The sequence below is a fragment of the Pseudomonas sp. 22490 genome (assembly GCF_052044465.1).
Classification (GTDB): domain Bacteria; phylum Pseudomonadota; class Gammaproteobacteria; order Pseudomonadales; family Pseudomonadaceae; genus Pseudomonas; species Pseudomonas aeruginosa.
Window position 1 is genome coordinate 89,850 of sequence record NZ_JBQENS010000015.1, and the last position, 17,387, is coordinate 107,236.

A 17,387-nucleotide genomic window follows, 5' to 3' on the forward strand; every position below is an offset into this window, starting at 1 on the left:
AGCAAAGCCTCTGCCAGGGCCAATCGATAGAGTTTGACAGTGTGTTGCTATCCGGTACTATGGCGCCCCGCGATGCGGAGGTGTGGCCGAGTGGTTTAAGGCAACGGTCTTGAAAACCGTCGAAGGGGAGACTCTTCCGTGAGTTCGAATCTCACCGCCTCCGCCATATCCGCGTACTGAAAAGCCCCGCTGAGCGGGGCTTTTGCATTTTCGGGGCGCCGCTCTTCCGCACTTCCGGGTCGTTTCCGCAGCCTGCCCGGCGTCGATTCGATGACTCTCCGATTTCATCGGGTAATGGCTTCAGATCACGAAGAAGCCGTGGGTTCCGTCGCGACCGAGTTGTTCCACCAGGCCGAACTCCCAGTCCAGGTAGCCCTGCATCGCTTCGCGCGGATTGTCGGTACCTTCGTAGGGGCGGCGGTAGCGGTCGATGCGCGGCGACGCCAACAGGCTTTCGCCGTCTTCCGTCGGCAGGCCCGCGGCGACCCAGGCGCTGGTGCCGCCGTCGAGAAGGAACACTGGCTTGCCGCTGAGTGCCTGGACTTCCGCCACGGCGAAGCGCGCCAGCAGGCTGCTGCCGCAGGTGAGTACGTAGCGCTCGGCCGTGCCCAGCCGTTCCAGTGCCTGCTTCAACTGGCTGCGCAATACCCAGGCGGCGCCGGGGATGTGGCGTTTCGCATAGTTGGCGCTGGCGGTGAAGTCGAGCACCCGGGTGCCCGGTTCGCCCAGCCAGTCGGCGAGGGTGGTCGGGTCGGTGGTGTCGGCCCGGGGTTGCCTCGGCAGCGGCGCGCTCCAGGCGCCTCTCTCGCTTAAGTCGGCGTCGGAGAGTCCGTCCAGTACCGCGACCTGCCAGCCCATCTGGGCCAGCCAGGAGGCGCTCATGTTGGCGCGTACGCCATCGTCGTCCACCAGTACCAGGCGCGCGCCGCGCACGCTGGCGACATGGTCGGTTTCCTGAACCAACTGGCCACCGGGCGTGGAGCGGGAGCCAGGCAGGTGACCGGCTTCGTATTCCTCGGGCGTGCGTACGTCGAGCAGGTAGGTGGTGCGGTCGTGCTCGTCCTGCCATTGGGCCAGACCGGCCAGGTCGAGGCGTTCGACGCCGGCGCGGTCGGCGACGGCACGGGCGCGCTGGGCGGCGGCCTTGCGAGTGTCCTGGGAGATCGCACCGAAGCGTCGCGTCTGGCCGTGTTCCAGTTGCTGACCGGCCAGCGTCCAGCCGATGGTGCCGTTGCGTAATGCCGCCACCGGGTTGGGGATGCCGGCGTTGAGCAGCGACTGGGTACCGATGATGCTACGAGTGCGCCCGGCACAGTTGACTATCACCCGGGTGCGCGGGTCCGGCGCCAGTTCGGCGACGCGCAGCACCAGTTCGGCGCCGGGCACGCTGATGCCGCCGGGGATACTCATGGTCTGGTATTCGTCGAAACGACGGGCATCCAGGATCACCGCGTCGGCCCTGGCGTCGAGCAAAGCCTGTACTTCCTCCGCGGCCAGCGATGGCGTGTGGCGCTCGGCCTCCACCAGTTCGCCGAAGGCCTTGCTTGGCACGTTCACATCCCTGAACAGCTCGCCGCCGGCGTTGCGCCAACCGGACAGGCCGCCATCGAGCAAGGCCACGTCGCTGTAGCCGAGGTCGAGGAGGCGTTGCGCGGCGACCGGCGCCAGGCCTTCGCCGTCGTCGTAGACGGTAATCGGCGTGTCGCGGCGCGGCACCCGGGCATGGATCTCCAGTTCCAGCCTGGACAGCGGCAGGTTGGCGGCGAACAGGGGATGGGCCTGGGCGAACGGGTCCTCCTCGCGCACGTCGAGCAGCGCCAGCTCCCGGCGGGCGAGGAGAGCGGCGCGGATATCGTGGAAGGTGCGTACGGCGATCTGGCTCATGCGGGGTTCTCTTTCGACAGGTCCCAGATATTGGGCAAGCGGCTGTTGGAATAGCCGGAAATGAAGGGTTTTTCCTCACCTTCGGCGCTGAACACGGCACGCCGTACCGCACCGATATTGGCGCCGTAGACGTGGATACTGATGGATGTGCGGTCGCTGAAGGCGTTGCTCACCTGGTGCACGTCGCCAATGCGTGGCGACAGCGCTTCGACCTCGCCGGGCTCCAGGCGTCGACGGGCTCCGCTGGGATGCGGACGCCCCCCCGCATCGAAGGCGTACGGCTGCGAGTATTCGGCCCCGCGGAGCATGCCGATCAGGCCCCAGACCCGATGATCGTGTACCGGTGTGATCTGGCCCGGCCCCCAGACGAAGCTGACCACCGAGAAGCGCTGCCGTGAGTCGACATGCAGCAGGTACTGTTGGTAGCGCTGTGGATCGGGGCGGGCGCAGTCTTCCGGCAGCCAGTCGTCCTGGCGCACCAGCTCGGCCAGCAGGGGGTGGGCTTGGGCGAGCAGGGTGGATTCGTCGGGACGGCTGTCGAGCAGTGTCGCCAGCTCGCCGATGAACTGGCGCAGGCGGTCGAGGCGCAGGATGGATGACATGCGGGGATTCACTCCGGGAAGTTCTGGCGGTACGGTAGCAAACGCTTTTTTATTCCTGAAATGCATTTTGAATCTAAGCTAATATGCGAGAAATGCAATTGGTGCCGGCCCCATGAAAATCGATGACATCGACGCCTTCGTCGCGGTGATCCGCAACGCTTCCCTGAGCCAGGCCGCCGAGAGCCTGGGCCTGACCCAGTCTGCGATCACCCGGCGGGTACAGAGCCTGGAGGAGTCCCTCGGAGTGGCATTGCTGGACCGCAATACCAAGCCGCTCAAACCCACCGCCAGCGGACTGCGGGTCTACGAACAGTGCCGGCGGGTGCTGCGCGAGGTGGATGGCCTGCGTGAACTGGTGGCCGGTGACGCCACACCAAGTGGCGTGCTGCGCCTGGGCGTGCCGCAGAGTATCGGCGAGGTGGTGTTGCTGGATGCCCTTCGGCGGCTGGCCGACGAGTACCCGGAGCTGCGCGCGCAGGTCGGCACTGGCTGGGGCAGCCATTTGCTGGCGCGCCTGGAGAATGCCGAACTGGACGCGGCAGTGGTGTTGTTTCCGCCAAGCAAGGTGTTCCCCGAAGAACTCGGCGCCACGCCCCTAGGGCGCATGGAACTCTGCGTGGTGGTCGCCCGCGACAGTACCATCCAGGCGCGACGCCTGCTCGATTGCTACCACCATGGCTGGGTGCTCAACCCCGATGGCTGCGGCTTCCGTGCCGGCCTGCAACGGGCCCTGGCCGATCAGGGCCTGGGCCTGCAACTGAACCTCGAGACTTTCGGCAGCGAGCTGCAACTGGGCCTGGTCGCCGCGGGCCGGGGTCTCGGCCTGGTGCCGGCGCCGGCCCTGGCGCGTAGCCGCTACCGCGATCAGTTGCAGGTGCTGCAACTGGAGGATTTCCAGCCGCTGATCCAGCTCTGGCTGGTGCGTCCGCGCCTGCTGGGCAATCTGGAGACGCCGGCACGGCTGTTCGGCAGGGCGGTGGCCGAGGGGTTGGATATGCAAGCCGGTTGAGTAGCGGCGCCGGGAGATCCCCGGGAGACGGGAGCGTGAATGAGAAGGGGCTGCAGTCGGGATCAACATTCCCCTGCGAGCCCCTTTTCGCTTCAGAGGGAAGAGGGAGCGAGGGCGGCTACGCATAATGTCCGCCTTGGGAAACGCAAAGACGGAAAAGCTAAATATGCGCGTTTAGCATATTAAGATATGACAAAAATGAATTTCCATCATGTAGTTTCAGTCTGTAGCTTCTAAGAAAAGCACCCATGCAGATGTTTTTCTTATAACGACAGCCGCCAACCTTATCAGTCGAGCGGCCCAGGCGAGGGCAACAGCGTGAGCGTGGAAATTCTCGGCATGATCACCGCCACACCGAGTTCCGAGGTGGACCAGCCGTTGGGGGAGGCTGTGGACGCCGGTTTCGTCCGGCGTTTCGCCCAGGCCCATGAGGACGCCGGCTTCGACCGGGTGCTGGTGGGGTATTTCAGCAATGCCGCCGAGGGCGCGGTGGTCAGTTCCTTCGTCGCCGCTGCCACCCGGCGCCTTGGCGTTCTCCTGGCCTATCGCCCGGGGGTGATTGCAGCGCCGCTGGCGGCACGCCAACTGGCTACCCTGGATCAGTTCAGCGAGGGCCGCCTGGCCCTGAACGTAGTCAGTGGTGGTAACGACGAGGACCTCGCGCGCGATGGCGACTACCTCGACCATGACCGCCGCTACGCCCGTACCGACGAATACCTGCAAGCCCTGCGTGCTATCTGGACCGCCACGGGACCGGTGGATTTCGACGGCGAGTTCTACCGCTTCCAGGGCGCCTCGCCAGCGGTGCGCCCGCGCCAGTCGCCGCACATACCGATCTATTTCAGTGGCTCCTCCGACGCAGCCATCGAGGTCGCCGCCAGGCACGCCGACACCTACATGCTCTGGGGCGAGCCGCTGGCCGCGGTCGACGGGCATATCCGCCGAGTGCGCGCCGCCGCCAAGGCCCAGGGACGCGATCCGCGCTTCTCGGTGTCATTCCGGCCGATCGTCGCGGATACCGAGGAGGCCGCCTGGAAGCGTGCCGCCGAGGTGCTCGAACAGGTCCGCGAGAACCGTGCGCGCCTCGGTCTGCCGCTGCGCGACCACCAGCCGCAGAACGTCGGTTCGCAGCGCCTGCTGGCCGCTGCCGAGCAGGGCGAAGTGCTCGACAGCCGTTTGTGGACCGGCGTGGCCCGGCTGACCGGGGCGCGCTGGAACTCCACCGCCCTGGTAGGCACCCCCGAGCAGGTTGCCGCTGCGCTTGGCGAGTACTACCGGCTGGGCGTCTCGACCTTCCTGATTCGAGGCTTCGATCCGCTCGGCGACGCCGTGCGCTACGGCCAGGGCCTGATTCCCGCCATACATGACCATATCGCCCGCCTGCCGCTGTTGCGGCACGCCGGTTGAGGAACTCCGATGAAACTCAAGCAATACCTGCTAACCAGCTTCGCCACGCTTCTGCTCGGTGCCTCCCTGGCCCAGGCCGCAGAGCTGCCGACGTTGCGTGTGGGCGACCAGAACTACTACAACGTGCGGGCTTCCATGGAGGCCTCGGGAGTTCTCGAAGGCGCGCCTTACCAGGTCGAATGGAAGCATTTCCAGTCCGCCGCGCCGGTGGCCGAAGGGTTGCAGGCCGGAGCGCTGGACCTGGGTTTCCTCGGCGACTCGGGCTTCATCTTCCTCGCCGCCAAGGGTGCGCCGGTGAAGCTGGTCGGCGTCTCGCGGCAGAACCCCGATACCATAGCCCTGCTGGTGCCGAAGGATTCTCCGGTGCGCAGCATTGCCGATCTCAAGGGCAGGAAAGTCGCCTACTGGCCCGGTGCCTGGAGCCAGCAACTGACCTTGCGCGCGCTGGAGAAAGCCGGCCTGCCGAAGGACTACGTGGAGTTCGTCAAGCTGATGCCGATCGACGCCGCCGCCGCCTTGCCGCGCGGCAGCATCGATGCCTTTCCGGTGTGGGAGCCGTATATCTCGCAGCAGATCGTGGTTTCCGGCGCACGGCCGATTCTCACCGCCCGCGACCTGATGCCGGGGCTGTCCAGCATCGCCGCCAACGCTGCTTCCATCGAGCCCAGGCGCGCGCAGATCGCCGACTTCCTCGGCCGCCTGCGCAAGGCACGGGCCTGGGTCGAGGCACACAAGGAGCAGTACGCCGACCTCTGGGCGCAGAAGGCCAATCTCGACCGGGCAGTCTCCCGCCATTGGATCGGCCAGGCCGGCATGAGCGTCGGCCCGGTAGACGCCCAGGCCGCCACCGACTACCAGAAGACCGCGGATTTCCTGCTGCAGACCGGTGCCTTGCCCAAGCCGTTCGACACTTCCACGGTGATCGACACGTCCTTCAACGAAGCCTTCCACTGAGTACGGACCATGAGCATCCAGTTTCTCGGCATGATCGGCCATCGCCTGGCCTCGGAGACCCTCGCGCCGGTCGGACCTATCCTCGACAAGCCTTACATCGCCGCTTTCGCACGCGCCCACGAAGAGGCCGGCTTCGATCGAATCCTGGTCGGCTACTGGTCGGACCAGCCGGATGGATTCCTGGTGGCCGCCGCCGCTGGCCTGGCCACTTCCCGGATCGGTCTGCTGCTGGCGCACCGCCCCGGTTTCGTCGCCCCGACCCTGGCCGCGCGCAAGCTGGCGACCCTCGAACACCTCCTCGACGGGCGCCTGGCGGTGCATATCATCAGCGGCGGCAGCGACGCCGACCAGCGCAAGGACGGCGATTATCTCGACCACGACCAGCGCTATGCCCGCAGCGACGAATTCATCGAACTGCTCAAGCGCACCTGGACCAGCACCGAACCCTTCGATTTCCACGGCGCGCACTACCGCGTGGAGCACGCCTTCTCGGCCATCCGTCCGCAGCAGAAACCGCACATTCCGGTGTATTTCGGCGGCTCCTCGGAAGCCGCGCTGAAGGTCGCCGGCAAGCAGGCCGATGTGTTCATGCTCTGGGGCGAACCCCTGGCACAGGCCGCCGAAACCATCTCCGCTGTGCGCGAACAGGCGCGCTCGAATGGTCGCGAAGTGGAATTCAGCCTGTCGTTCCGGCCCATCCTCGGGCGCACGGAGGACGAGGCCTGGGCCAAGGCCGAGGCGATACGCGCAAGCGCCGGCGCGCGCCTGGGCGAGGCCGGCTTCCCCAAGGGCAAGCCGCAGAGCGTCGGCGCCCAGCGTCTGCTCAAGGCGGTGGAGCAGGGCGAGCGCCTCGACGAGCGCCTTTGGACCGGAATCGCCAGGCTGGTCGGTGGCGGGCACAACTCCACCGCCCTGGTTGGTACCGCGGAACAGGTGGCCGACGCCCTGCTCGCCTACTACGACCTGGGCGTGCGCAATATCCTCATTCGCGGTTTCGATCCCCTCGCCGATGCCGTGGAATATGGCCGCGAGCTGATCCCGCTGACCCGCGCCAAAGTCGCCGAGCGCGAGCGCCGGCGCGCCACGGCCTGATCCCATGGCCGTCCTGCAGACTCCCTCGGCGGCGTTCGATGAACGGCTGCCAGAACTGACCCGGCAACTGGCGGAAAGCGCCGATGCCCATGACCGCAGCGGAGATTTTCCCCATGCCAACCTGGCCCTGCTGCGACACCACGGGCTGCTCGCCCTGGCCTTGCCGCCTGCGCTCGGCGGTCCCGGCGCCAGCCTCGGCGAGCTGCGCCGGGTAATCGGCGCGGTGGCTCGCGGCGAACCCTCCACGGCCCTGGTGCTGTGCATGCAGTACCTGCATTTGCGGCGCCTGGCCGATAACCCCGATTGGCCCGGCGCGCTCAAGCGGCGCGTGGCGCGCGAGGTGCTGGAGCAGGGGGCGTTGATCAATAGCCTGCGCGTGGAGCCCGAGCTGGGTTCGCCGTCACGCGGCGGTCTGCCGGGTACGCTGGCGCGGCGTGTCGGCGACGGCTGGCAGCTGTCCGGGCACAAGCTCTACACCACCGGCATTCCCGGCCTGACCTGGCTGGCGGTATGGGCGCGCAGCGACGAGCCGATCCCCCGCGTGGGTACCTGGCTGGTGCGCCGCGACAGCCCAGGCATCCGTATCGTGGAGAGCTGGGACCATCTGGGCATGCGCGCCAGCGGCAGCCACGAGGTGCTCTTCGAAGAGGTGGCGGTGCCTCTGGAAAACGCCATCGGCCTGCATCCCCACGACCAGCCTCCGGCGCCGGACCAGGCCGTGCTGCGCGACTTCGCCCAGGCTAGCGCGGTGTTGCTTGGCGCTCTCTACGACGGTATCGCCGGGAGCGCCCGCGAGTGGCTCGTCGGCTGGCTGCGCGAGCGCGTGCCGGCCAGTCTCGGCGCGCCGTTGGCGAGCCTGCCGAGGATGCAGGAGGCGCTCGGTGAGATCGACGGCCTGCTCCTGCAGAACCGCCTGCTGCTCGATGCCGCGTGCTGCGGACAGTTGCCCGCCAGCGACTCCGGGCTGCTCAAGGTCGCGGTCATCGACAACGCGTTGGCGGTGGTCGAGAAGGCCCTGGAACTGAGCGGCAACCACGGCCTCAGCCGGCACAGTCCGCTACAGCGGCACTACCGCGACGTGCTTTGCGGACGTGTCCACACGCCACAGAAAGATAGCGTCTGGAGCGCGGCGGGGAGGGCGGCGCTGAGTCTTTGAAACGTACCTCCCACGATTCTCGACCCTGGCCTTGTCGGCGACCGCACCGGCGGAACGGATAGCCCAGGATAGCCCCGGCTCCGTGCGGAGCTGCCTGGAGATTGCCCATGAAACGACCCCTGTGTGTGCTTGCCGGCCTGCTGGCCGCGACCCTGCTGGCTGGAGCCGCCAGCGCCGCCGACCTCATCAGCCTGCGCCTGGGCGATGTGAAGGGCGACCGCTACGCCGCCCTGCGCGCGTCCGGCGAGCTCGACGACCTGCCGTACAAGCTGGAAATGTCGGCGTTCCCCTCCGGTGCACCGGTGCTCGAGGCGCTCAACGCCGGGGCCCTGGACATAGGCTTTACCGGCGACATCCCGTTCCTCTTCGTCTACGCTGCCGGCGCGCCGCTCAAGGCGGTGGGCGCCTGGCACTTCAACCCGGCGACCGTGGCGCTGGTGGTCGGCAAGGACTCGCCGATCCGTTCGGTGGCCGGCCTCAAGGGCAAGCGCATTGCCGTCAATCGCGGCGGCTGGGGGCATTTCCTCGCCCTTGGCGCGTTGCGTCGCGCCGGCCTCGGACCGCAGGACGTAAGCTTTTCCTTCCTTGGTCCGGTGGACGGCCGCGCCGCCCTGGTGCGTGGCTCGGTAGACGCCTGGGTGCCCTGGGAGCCCTATACCTCCAGCGCCGTGCTGCTCGATCAGGCGCGGGTCATCGACAACGGTGCCGGGATCATGAGCGGCTACTCCTATGCCCTGGCCAGCGACGCTGCGATCGCCCGCAAGAAGGCCGCGATCAGCGACCTGCTGACCCGCCTGGCGCGTGCCCAGGCCTGGGCCCTGAGGCACCCGGAGGCGTTCGCCGAGGCCCTGGCCAAGGATCTGAACATGCCGCGCGAAGTCACTCGGCGCTGGGTTGGCGAGGCGCGCATCAGTCCTGTGGTCTTCGGTCCGGAGGTTGCCGCCACCCTGCAGACCGCCGCCGATTTCTTCCATGCCGAAGGCGTGCTGCCGAAGTCGCTGGAGGTCGCCCCGGCGTTCGACTTCAGCCTGTCCGCCGGTGCCGCCGAAGTGGCCCGCCAGTTGCCCGCCGACCTCCGCGTCGGCCAGCGTTGAGGAGTTACGGAATGCGTCAGACCCTGAGCCTGTTCCTGCTTCTCTGCCTGCTCGTCGGCCAGGCCTGTGCCGACGAGCGCGTGACCCTGCGCCTGGCCGACCAGAAGGGCAACATGCGCGCCCAGTTGGAGGCTGCCGGCGCGCTGGACGACCTGACCTACGACATCCGCTGGTTCGAATTCCCCGCCGCCGCCCCCCTCGCCGAAGCACTCAATGCCGGTGCGGTGGATGCCGGCATCATCGGCGACGCGCCATTGCTCTTCGCCCTGGCCGCCGGTGCCCGGCTGAAGGCCATCGCCGTCGACAAATCCGATCCCTACGGTACCGCCGTGCTGGTGAGAGGGGATTCGCCGCTGCGCTCGGCCAATGACCTGAAAGGCCAGCGCATTGCCACCGGGCGCGGTTCCATCGGCCACTTCGTCGCGCTCAAGGCCTTGGCCTCGGTCGGGCTGGGCGAGAAGGACGTCGAATTCCGCTTCCTCGGCCCGGTGGACGCGAAAATGGCCCTCGCCAATGGTTCCGTGGATGCCTGGGCGACCTGGGAGCCCTACACCGCGTTCGCGGAGACCGCCGACAAGGCTCGGGTACTGGTCGACGGTCGCGGCCTGTGGGCTGGCAACAGCTTCCTCGCTGCTACCGATAGCGCACTGGCCGACCCGGCGAAACGCGCCGTGCTGCAGGACTACCTGCAACGCCTGGCCAGCGCCCAGCGCTGGGCGTACCTGCACCTGGACGAGTATTCGCGAAGCCTGGCGCAGATCATCGGCTTCCCCGAGGACGCCGCGCGCTTGCAGTTCGAACGCCGGCGCTTGCGTTGGCAGGCGCTGGATGAGCGAACGCTCGGCCAGCAGCAGGAGACCGCCGATTTCTACCAGGCCCATGGATTGATTCCGCAGCGCCTCGATGTGCGGCCGACCTTCGCCAGCGGCTTTGCGGTCAGGCAGGCGTCGGATGCGGATATCCGGTAGGCGCTGCCCGGGCATTAATTGATAACTATAAGTTATTTATCGATTGTTTTTTATTCCAATAATCTATCCGTTCCGTCGCCGGCAGCTGGAACTCCCGTCCCTGCGGGCGCTCGCACCTATCCCAGGAGTCATCGCATGTCTCGTCCGTTCCTGCGTCGCTTGGCCATCGTGTTTGCCGCTTCCGTCGTCCTGTCGGGCATTGGTGGCGCACAGGCCGAGGAGGTCCTGCGCATCGGCTTCCAGAAATCCTCGACTCTGCTGACCCTGATCCGCAGCCAGGGCACCTTCGAGCGCGAGTTGGCTAGGCAGGGCATCCGGGTGTCCTGGCATGAGTTCCCCAGCGGCCTGCCGTTGCTCGAATCGCTCAATGTCGGCAACGTCGATCTCTCCGCCGACGTCGCCGACACCGTGCCGGTGTTCGCCCAGGCGGCGGGTGCTCGCCTGACCTACTTCGCCCGCGAAACACCTTCGCCCGCGGCGCAGGCGATACTGGTCGGCGAACATTCGCCGCTGAAGTCCCTGGCCGAGCTGAAGGGCAAGCGCATCGCCGTGACCAAGGCCGCCGGCAGCCACTACCTGCTGATCGCCGCGCTGGCCAGCGCCGGGCTTGAGTTCTCCGACATCCAGCCAGCCTACCTGACGCCAGCCGACGGCCGCGCCGCCTTCGAGAACGGCAAGGTCGACGCCTGGGTGACCTGGGACCCCTACGTGGCAAGCGCCCAGCGCCAGCAACGCGCGCGGGTACTGGCCGACGGCCAGGGCCTGGCCAGCTACCAGCGCTACTACCTCGCCTCCAGCGACTACGCCAGGAAACATCCTGAAGTGCTCCAGCAGGTCTTCGCCGAACTGCAGCGCACCGGGCGCTGGCTCAAGAGCCACCCGGCCGACGCGGCCAAGGTGCTGGGGCCGCTGTGGGGCAATCTCGATGCCGCTACCGTCGAGCAGGCGAATGCGCGGCGCAGCTACGACGTACAACCGGTGAGCGCAGATGGTCTCGACGAGCAACAGCGCATCGCCGACGCCTTCCACGCCCAGGGACTGCTACCCAAACCGGTGGATGCGCGCGCCGTGGAGGTATGGCAGCCGCGGCACTGAGCGGCGCGGCTGCCCCGAACCCTTCGATGCCGACGTGGCAGCGTGGTGCGGCGCCCCTTTTGCTTTCCAGTGTGATACCCGGAAGAGAGCGTTGGCCGCGACCAACGCTCCGCGGGCACGCGCGTCGCGTGTGCCCGCGCCATTCCCATTGGATCAGCTTGAGGCAATGCCATGTCGACGCTCTGTCTTCCCCACGTACTGTTTCCGCAACACATCATTACCCAGCAGCAAATGATCGAGCACCTGCAACAGTTGCACCGGGACCACCCGCAGCTGGCCCTGGCCGCGCGGATGATCCGCAACACCGAGGTCAGGCAACGCCACCTGTTGCTGCCGATCGAGGCGTTGACGGCACACCGGGGCATCGCACGGCGCAGCGAGTTATACGAACAGGAGGCCCGGCGGATGTCTTCCCGTGCAGCCCGTCAGGCTTTACGTAACGCCGGCCTGCGCCCGCAGGATATCCGCATGGTCGTCGTGACCTCCTGTACCGGTTTCATGATGCCGTCGCTGACCGCTCACCTGATCAATGACCTGGGCTTGCCGGGCTCCACCGTCCAGTTGCCCATCGCTCAGTTGGGGTGTGTGGCCGGAGCAGCCGCCATTGCCCGCGCTTACGATTTCTCCAGGCAGGGACCGGACCGTCATGTGCTGCTGGTGTCCCTGGAGTTTTCCTCGTTGTGCTACCAGCCGCAGGATGCCCAATTGCAATCCTTCGTTGCCGGCGCGCTGTTCGGCGATGCCGTCTCCGCCTGCGTGCTGCGTGCCGACGATGGCGCGAAGGGATTCAGGGTCGAAGCCACCGGCTCCTTCTTTCTGCCTGACAGCGAGCACTACATTCGCTACGAGGTACTCGATACCGGTTTTCATTTTCGCCTGGACAAGGCGGTAATGAAGGCGATCTCGGCGGTGGCGCCGGAGATGGAGCGGCTCAGCCGCGAGCATTTCGACCAGGTATGCGCCCGTTGCGACTTTTTCATATTCCACACGGGCGGCCGCAGGATACTCGACGAACTGGTGGCCCATCTGACGCTCGCCGAGGAGCAGGTCGCGCCGTCGAGAGCCAGCCTCGCCGAGGTCGGCAACGTGGCCAGCGTGGTGGTTTTCGATGTGCTTCGCAGGCTTTTCGAAAATCCGCCGGAAGCTGGCGCCAGGGGCTTGTTGGCCGCCTTCGGCCCAGGCTTCAGTGCGGAGATGGCGCTGGGACAGTGGACGGACTGAAACGCCCGGACCGAAGTGGCGCGGGTGAGTCGGGCATTCGCTCGCGCCGGACCTCGGGCCTGGCTATTGAACCCTGCACTTGCGCAGGAAGCGATTGTCCAGGTTGGCATAGTCATACGGCAGCAGGTCTGCGGCGTGCTGCCCGAGCAGGCGGTGCAGGGTCGAGATGGCATCCGCCGATGACAGGCGCTTCTGTCGCACCCCGTCCATCACCCGACAGGCGCTTTCGAAGAAGTCCTCGTATCCGGGGGCGTCGAACGACAGGTGGCCGGGGCAGCGCGCCGACTCGAGGTGGGCATCGAACGCCGAGCCGGACTGGCCGTCGCGGAGTGCCTGCAGCAAGCCACCCAGATAGGCGCCTCCGAGGTTCGAACCGCTGAGCCAGACGCGATGCCAGGCGTTCCACAGCGGGAAGTCGCGGAAAGCTTCGTACGAGCAGGACACCAGGCGGTCGTTGACCGCCACCGCGTTGCGCAGGTGACGCTCGACGCTGGCGAATCTGTCCAGTTGCCAGTGATCCTGGCGCACGGCGTCGATCAATCGGGGCATCAGGCGCAGGATGGATTCGAAGGTGGTTATCAGGCCGCGGGAGAACAGCGGGTCGATGAAACCTGCGGCTTGTGCCAGCAGGCAGAAGCGTTCGCCAAGGATGGTCCGGCTACGGTAGTTGAGCCGTGGCGCATGCACCCAGTCACGCGCTACGCGGGCCTCGGTGAAGTGCCGGGCGATCGACGGATATCGGTCCAGCAACCTGGAGAACTCCTGTTCCGGCGTGCCGCTGGGCTGGTATTTCAGACAGTTGTACTGGAAGCCCACGCTACATAGCCTGTTGGTACTCTCGGAGTGGTTGTCGAACGGGATGATCCAGAGCCAGCCCTCCTCGAAGATGTGGTGGAGCGTGCTCTGGAACAGGGGGATGGGAGATTGGTCGGTGTTGCTGGCGACTTCCTCGTAAGCCTTCACGTTGAGCATATGGGTGAAGAAGGAGCAGGTGTGGGTTGCCAGGCCATCGGTGGTGCGCACGCCCAGTTGACGTGCGAGCGGCGATCCCTGCGCGGCGGCATCGATGACATAGCGAGCTTGCAGGCTTTCGCCGTCGGCGAGACGGATGGCCACACCCTCGGGAAGGAACTCGAATCCTTCGATGCGCGTGTGGTGGCGGGCGTTCGCGCCGTGCTGGAGCGCGAGCAGCAAGGCGTAGAAGTCGATGTCCTGGCGATACAGGTGGGCCTCCGGAGCGTCCAGCGGCGGGGCGACGACATGCTCGGCAGCGCTGTCCACGCCGGCAGCGTGCCAGGCGAAGCTGAATGCCAGCTTGATCCCGCAGGCGGACGATCCGATGTGTCGGACGATCTGTTCGGGACTGGCGATGAAGGCCAGTTCGGGGATCCCGAAGCGTTGCGCGAGGAGGCGCAGGAGCAGGCCGCTCTCGGGGGTCATGGCCTCGCCGATGGAGAATCGCGGATGTTGACCGGCATCCAGGATGAGAGTTTTCAGACCGTGCTTCGCCAGAATCGCTGCCGAAATCGAGCCTGCGATACCGCTGCCAATGATGACTATGTCGTACGTACGACTCATGAACTAACCCGGTTTGTCGTGGTGGATCTGGAAAGTGTCGTGGTGCGTGACGCGGATGTTAGAAGGAGCCGGCCAATTGAGCTGGCGTCTGCTGGAACGGCAGGTCCCAGTAGGGCGTCTCGCCGATTGCGCTCTTCAGCTCGCTGAGAAACAGCGAGATCTTCGCCGGTACCACCGAACCCTGCGGTCGCAGTGCGTAGATGCCACCCTGTGCCTGCTCCGGCAGAGCGTGTCGGTCGAGAAAGGTCACCAGCCTGCCGCTGGCCACTTCTTCGTGGACCAGCCAGGTCGGCGCATGAATGATCCCCAAGCCTTGCAAGGCTCCTTCCACCAGGAGCTCGGCACTGTTCACGGACAGGCGGCTGACCGGCGAGATCCTGATTCGCCTGGTAATGTCGGCGCTGCTGAACTGCCAGCTCAATGAGGCGTTGCTGCAGCCGTTGTGTTGCAGGCAGGTGTGCCGTTCGAGTTCTTCCGGGGTGCGTGGCAGACCGTGCTTCAGCAGGTATTCCGGGCTGGCGCAGAGCACCCGGCGTAGCCCCGCCAGCTTCGAGCAGATCAGGCTGCTGTCCGGCAGGATGCCGAGACGGATGCAGAGATCGAGTTTTTCCCCGACGGGATCGGCAATCCTGTCGTTCAGGGAGAAATCCAGTTTGAGGCCGGGATTCTTTTTCAGCAGTGTGCTGACCAGTGGTGCGATATGTCGCCGGCCGAACGCGACCGGTGCCGAGACTCTCAACGTACCTACGGCCGAAGAGGTGTGTTCCTTTATTTCGTTTCTGGCCTGGTTGATGTTCTCGGATATTTTCCTGGCGTGTTTTAGAAACAGAGCACCGGTTTCCGTCAAGACCAGTTTCTTGGTCGAGCGATTGATGAGTCTGGTCTCGAGTTTTTCCTCGAGGTTGTTTATTCGGCGCATGACCGATGAAGCGGGCATCTCGAAGACTCTGCCGGTTTCCGAAAAACTACCGGTAAGTGCTACGGATATATAGAGGTCGAAATCATCGCTAAATCCAAGTGTTTTCATCCTATGAATACCTTGAAGCGTTATAGTTATATATTGCCAGTTAATATGCACTGGCGATTCGCTATCCCCTTGTATGACCATCATGGAAGGATGTCAAGAGCGAGGTGTAAGCAGTTGCGACATCGGAAAGTTACCCCGTCATTCGATTGCGGCGACATCCTGTTGACCTTGGAAAGTCATGAAACCGAAACCGGAAGATATAGCCGGACGTAACCAGGAGAGTCGATTCGAGCGCGTGTATCGTTTCACTTCAGGCAGATACTTTAGGCATGTTCATACAATGGTCGAGATGCTCTTCGTCCCTTGATCTGCATCAAGGTGACGGGGAGTGGATCCTGTAGTTGCGCTGCGCGCGAATATTGTAATTGGTAGTCATTGTCAAGCTGTGACAATTAGCAGGTCGTCCGGCCTCGGCGCAGCCTCTTCAGGGAACCGCGAGCTCCCGCATGCCATTGCTTGCAGCGGCTTGGACGGTTGCCATGGCGATTCCTTCCGGGAACGTTGCGCGATAGTCCCCGTACCGTCCTAGAGCGCCTTTGCGCAGCCGCAAAGGCCTTTTGCGGATTGCGCTATTCAAATTCCAAATGTTCTCGTGGAAGGTTGGCTGGCAATTTAATTCGTGCCGCTTAATGAACTTCTAGGGGACGTGCTCATGGATATGGAAGAGATTAAGGGAAAAATACGTCGTTATATTATCGACGACCTTGTCGGTGATGGTGTTAAGGAAAACGAGTTGCAGGACGATACTCCGCTGCTCGAGTGGGGGATATTGAATTCCATGAATATCGTGAAGCTTATAGTTTTCGTCAGGGATGAAATGGGAGTGCATATTCCCTCGACGCACATAACTGGAAAGTATTTCCGGGATATCAATGCGGTTTCCACGACCGTCATGCAGCTCAATGCCGAACCGGCTTGAATCGAGGGAGTTTCTCATGGGTGATTATGATTTCGACGTAGGCATCATCGGCGGAGGCCCAGCCGGTTCCACGATGGCGTCTTATCTGGCCAAAGCTGGTATCTCGTGCGCCGTATTCGAGAAGGAGCTGTTCGAGCGCGAACATGTGGGAGAGTCCCTGGTGCCGGCCACCACGCCGGTCCTGCTGGACATCGGCGTGATGGACAAAATCGAGAAGGCCAACTTCCCGCGCAAGTTCGGTGCCGCCTGGACCTCGGCGGATTCCGGACCGGAAGACAAGATGGGTTTCCAGGGGCTGGACCACGACTTCCGCGCGGCGGAGATCCTCTTCAACGAGCGCCAGCAGGAAGGGGTCGATCGTGACTTCACGTTCCACGTCGATCGCGGCAAGTTCGACCGCATACTCCTGGAGCACGCCGGTTCGCTGGGCGCGAAGGTCTTCCAGGGCGTCGAGGTGGCGGACGTCGATTTCGTGAAGCCCGGTGATGTCCGCCTTAATGTGAAGCTCGGCAACCAGAAGGTCGGCATCAGGACCAGGATGGTGGTTGACGCCAGCGGACGCCATGTCCTGCTCGGGCGGCGCCTGGGGTTGCGGGAAAAGGACCCGGTGTTCAACCAGTTCGCCATCCACGCCTGGTTCGACAATTTCGATCGTCGCTCGGCAACGCGCAATCCGGACAAGGTCGACTACATCTTCATCCACTTCCTGCCTCTGACCAACACCTGGGTTTGGCAGATCCCGATCACCGAGACCATCACCAGCATCGGCGTAGTCACGCAGAAGCAGAACTACACGAAATCCGGCCTTTCATACGACGACTTCTTCTGGGAGGCGGTGAAGACCCGCGAGAACCTCTACGACGCCCTGAAAGCCTCGGAACAGGTGCGTCCGTTCAAGAAGGAGGCGGACTACAGCTACGGCATGAAAGAGGTCTGCGGCGACAGCTTCGTCCTGGTCGGCGACGCTGCGCGCTTCGTCGACCCGATCTTCTCAAGCGGTGTGAGCGTGGCCCTGAACAGCGCACGCATTGCCAGCAAGGACATCATCGCTGCGGTCAGGAACAACGACTTCGGCAAGGCCAGCTTCGCCGAGTACGAGGGAATGATCCGCAACGGCATCAAGAACTGGTACGAGTTCATCACCCTCTACTACCGCCTGAACATCCTTTTCACCGCCTTCGTGCAGGACCCTCGCTATCGCCTGGATGTGCTCCAGCTTCTCCAGGGCGACGTGTACAGCGGCGAGCGGTTGAAGGTCCTGGACAAGATGCACGAAATCGTCGCCACCGTGGAAAGCGATCCCGATCACCTCTGGCACAAGTATCTCGGTGACATGCAGGTGCCGACCGCAGAACCGGCGTTCTGATGGGCAATACCCACA

The 17,387-nt window shown here is 64.7% G+C and carries 15 protein-coding genes and 1 tRNA gene; 12 read left to right on the top strand and 4 right to left on the bottom strand.

Annotated features, from left to right (window positions below; genetic code table 11):
- The first annotated feature begins 76 nt into the window (after nucleotides 1–76).
- Nucleotides 77–166, top strand: a tRNA-Ser gene (locus tag ACTJJX_RS18095).
- Between the two features lie 134 nt (nucleotides 167–300).
- Here the strand turns inward: ACTJJX_RS18095 and ACTJJX_RS18100 are convergent.
- Nucleotides 301–1,884, bottom strand: coding sequence for a rhodanese-related sulfurtransferase (locus ACTJJX_RS18100; protein ID WP_016852784.1), 1,584 nt, complete (start codon nucleotides 1,882–1,884; stop codon nucleotides 301–303).
- Entirely contained in the window at nucleotides 1,881–2,486 is a 606-nt protein-coding gene (locus ACTJJX_RS18105) for a 3-mercaptopropionate dioxygenase (RefSeq protein ID WP_003097613.1), read from the bottom strand. The genes ACTJJX_RS18100 and ACTJJX_RS18105 overlap by 4 nt, the downstream gene beginning before the upstream one ends.
- A 112-nt stretch (nucleotides 2,487–2,598) precedes the next feature.
- Here ACTJJX_RS18105 and ACTJJX_RS18110 point away from each other — a divergent pair, with 112 nt between their 5' ends.
- The 9 genes from ACTJJX_RS18110 to ACTJJX_RS18150 all read left to right on the top strand — a co-directional run bounded on the left by ACTJJX_RS18110 (nucleotide 2,599) and on the right by ACTJJX_RS18150 (nucleotide 12,482).
- Nucleotides 2,599–3,495, top strand: a complete 897-nt coding sequence (locus ACTJJX_RS18110) for a LysR family transcriptional regulator (protein ID WP_003162148.1) — start codon at nucleotides 2,599–2,601, stop codon at nucleotides 3,493–3,495.
- A 339-nt stretch (nucleotides 3,496–3,834) separates the two neighbouring features.
- The gene (locus ACTJJX_RS18115) at nucleotides 3,835–4,902 is read left to right on the top strand and encodes an LLM class flavin-dependent oxidoreductase (RefSeq protein WP_003130938.1); all 1,068 of its coding nucleotides are present in this window, start codon (nucleotides 3,835–3,837) and stop codon (nucleotides 4,900–4,902) included.
- A 9-nt stretch (nucleotides 4,903–4,911) separates the two neighbouring features.
- Nucleotides 4,912–5,856, top strand: a complete 945-nt coding sequence (locus ACTJJX_RS18120) for an ABC transporter substrate-binding protein (RefSeq protein WP_016852785.1) — start codon at nucleotides 4,912–4,914, stop codon at nucleotides 5,854–5,856.
- Between the two features lie 9 nt (nucleotides 5,857–5,865).
- On the top strand, nucleotides 5,866–6,948 hold the full coding sequence (locus ACTJJX_RS18125; protein WP_003097607.1) for an LLM class flavin-dependent oxidoreductase: 1,083 nt from the start codon (nucleotides 5,866–5,868) through the stop codon (nucleotides 6,946–6,948).
- Between the two features lie 4 nt (nucleotides 6,949–6,952).
- Nucleotides 6,953–8,104: an acyl-CoA dehydrogenase gene (locus ACTJJX_RS18130; RefSeq protein WP_016852786.1), complete on the top strand. Its 1,152-nt coding sequence runs from the start codon at nucleotides 6,953–6,955 to the stop codon at nucleotides 8,102–8,104.
- A 107-nt stretch (nucleotides 8,105–8,211) separates the two neighbouring features.
- Nucleotides 8,212–9,198 (top strand): aliphatic sulfonate ABC transporter substrate-binding protein, encoded by a 987-nt coding sequence (locus ACTJJX_RS18135; RefSeq protein ID WP_015648972.1) that lies wholly within the window; start codon nucleotides 8,212–8,214, stop codon nucleotides 9,196–9,198.
- Between the two features lie 11 nt (nucleotides 9,199–9,209).
- Entirely contained in the window at nucleotides 9,210–10,166 is a 957-nt protein-coding gene (locus ACTJJX_RS18140) for an ABC transporter substrate-binding protein (protein ID WP_003097601.1), read from the top strand.
- A 135-nt stretch (nucleotides 10,167–10,301) separates the two neighbouring features.
- Complete coding sequence (locus tag ACTJJX_RS18145; protein ID WP_003097598.1) at nucleotides 10,302–11,261, top strand: aliphatic sulfonate ABC transporter substrate-binding protein; 960 nt, start codon at nucleotides 10,302–10,304, stop codon at nucleotides 11,259–11,261.
- Between the two features lie 171 nt (nucleotides 11,262–11,432).
- On the top strand, nucleotides 11,433–12,482 hold the full coding sequence (locus ACTJJX_RS18150) for a type III polyketide synthase (RefSeq protein ID WP_003097595.1): 1,050 nt from the start codon (nucleotides 11,433–11,435) through the stop codon (nucleotides 12,480–12,482).
- Between the two features lie 63 nt (nucleotides 12,483–12,545).
- On the opposite strand, the gene ACTJJX_RS18155 is transcribed toward ACTJJX_RS18150, so the two are convergent.
- Nucleotides 12,546–14,060, bottom strand: coding sequence for an NAD(P)/FAD-dependent oxidoreductase (locus ACTJJX_RS18155; protein ID WP_003097592.1), 1,515 nt, complete (start codon nucleotides 14,058–14,060; stop codon nucleotides 12,546–12,548).
- A 58-nt stretch (nucleotides 14,061–14,118) separates the two neighbouring features.
- Complete coding sequence (locus tag ACTJJX_RS18160; protein ID WP_003122611.1) at nucleotides 14,119–15,087, bottom strand: LysR family transcriptional regulator; 969 nt, start codon at nucleotides 15,085–15,087, stop codon at nucleotides 14,119–14,121.
- A 652-nt stretch (nucleotides 15,088–15,739) separates the two neighbouring features.
- On the opposite strand from ACTJJX_RS18160, the gene ACTJJX_RS18165 reads away from it, so the two are divergent.
- Entirely contained in the window at nucleotides 15,740–16,006 is a 267-nt protein-coding gene (locus ACTJJX_RS18165; RefSeq protein ID WP_003097589.1) for an acyl carrier protein, read from the top strand.
- 16 nt (nucleotides 16,007–16,022) lie between these two features.
- Nucleotides 16,023–17,372 carry an NAD(P)/FAD-dependent oxidoreductase gene (locus ACTJJX_RS18170; protein WP_003097588.1) on the top strand — a complete coding sequence of 450 codons (1,350 nt, stop codon included), beginning with the start codon at nucleotides 16,023–16,025 and terminating at the stop codon, nucleotides 17,370–17,372.
- Nucleotides 17,373–17,387 lie beyond the last annotated feature (15 nt).

Coding starts and splice junctions, on each gene's coding strand:
- ACTJJX_RS18165 (WP_003097589.1), top strand. CDS start 15,740: ATGGATATGGAAGAGATTAAGGGAAAAATACGTCGTTATATTATCGAC.
- ACTJJX_RS18140 (WP_003097601.1), top strand. CDS start 9,210: ATGCGTCAGACCCTGAGCCTGTTCCTGCTTCTCTGCCTGCTCGTCGGC.
- ACTJJX_RS18170 (WP_003097588.1), top strand. CDS start 16,023: ATGGGTGATTATGATTTCGACGTAGGCATCATCGGCGGAGGCCCAGCC.
- ACTJJX_RS18125 (WP_003097607.1), top strand. CDS start 5,866: ATGAGCATCCAGTTTCTCGGCATGATCGGCCATCGCCTGGCCTCGGAG.
- ACTJJX_RS18115 (WP_003130938.1), top strand. CDS start 3,835: ATGATCACCGCCACACCGAGTTCCGAGGTGGACCAGCCGTTGGGGGAG.
- ACTJJX_RS18145 (WP_003097598.1), top strand. CDS start 10,302: ATGTCTCGTCCGTTCCTGCGTCGCTTGGCCATCGTGTTTGCCGCTTCC.
- ACTJJX_RS18155 (WP_003097592.1), bottom strand. CDS start 14,060: ATGAGTCGTACGTACGACATAGTCATCATTGGCAGCGGTATCGCAGGC.
- ACTJJX_RS18100 (WP_016852784.1), bottom strand. CDS start 1,884: ATGAGCCAGATCGCCGTACGCACCTTCCACGATATCCGCGCCGCTCTC.
- ACTJJX_RS18160 (WP_003122611.1), bottom strand. CDS start 15,087: ATGAAAACACTTGGATTTAGCGATGATTTCGACCTCTATATATCCGTA.
- ACTJJX_RS18135 (WP_015648972.1), top strand. CDS start 8,212: ATGAAACGACCCCTGTGTGTGCTTGCCGGCCTGCTGGCCGCGACCCTG.
- ACTJJX_RS18110 (WP_003162148.1), top strand. CDS start 2,599: ATGAAAATCGATGACATCGACGCCTTCGTCGCGGTGATCCGCAACGCT.
- ACTJJX_RS18120 (WP_016852785.1), top strand. CDS start 4,912: ATGAAACTCAAGCAATACCTGCTAACCAGCTTCGCCACGCTTCTGCTC.
- ACTJJX_RS18130 (WP_016852786.1), top strand. CDS start 6,953: ATGGCCGTCCTGCAGACTCCCTCGGCGGCGTTCGATGAACGGCTGCCA.
- ACTJJX_RS18105 (WP_003097613.1), bottom strand. CDS start 2,486: ATGTCATCCATCCTGCGCCTCGACCGCCTGCGCCAGTTCATCGGCGAG.
- ACTJJX_RS18150 (WP_003097595.1), top strand. CDS start 11,433: ATGTCGACGCTCTGTCTTCCCCACGTACTGTTTCCGCAACACATCATT.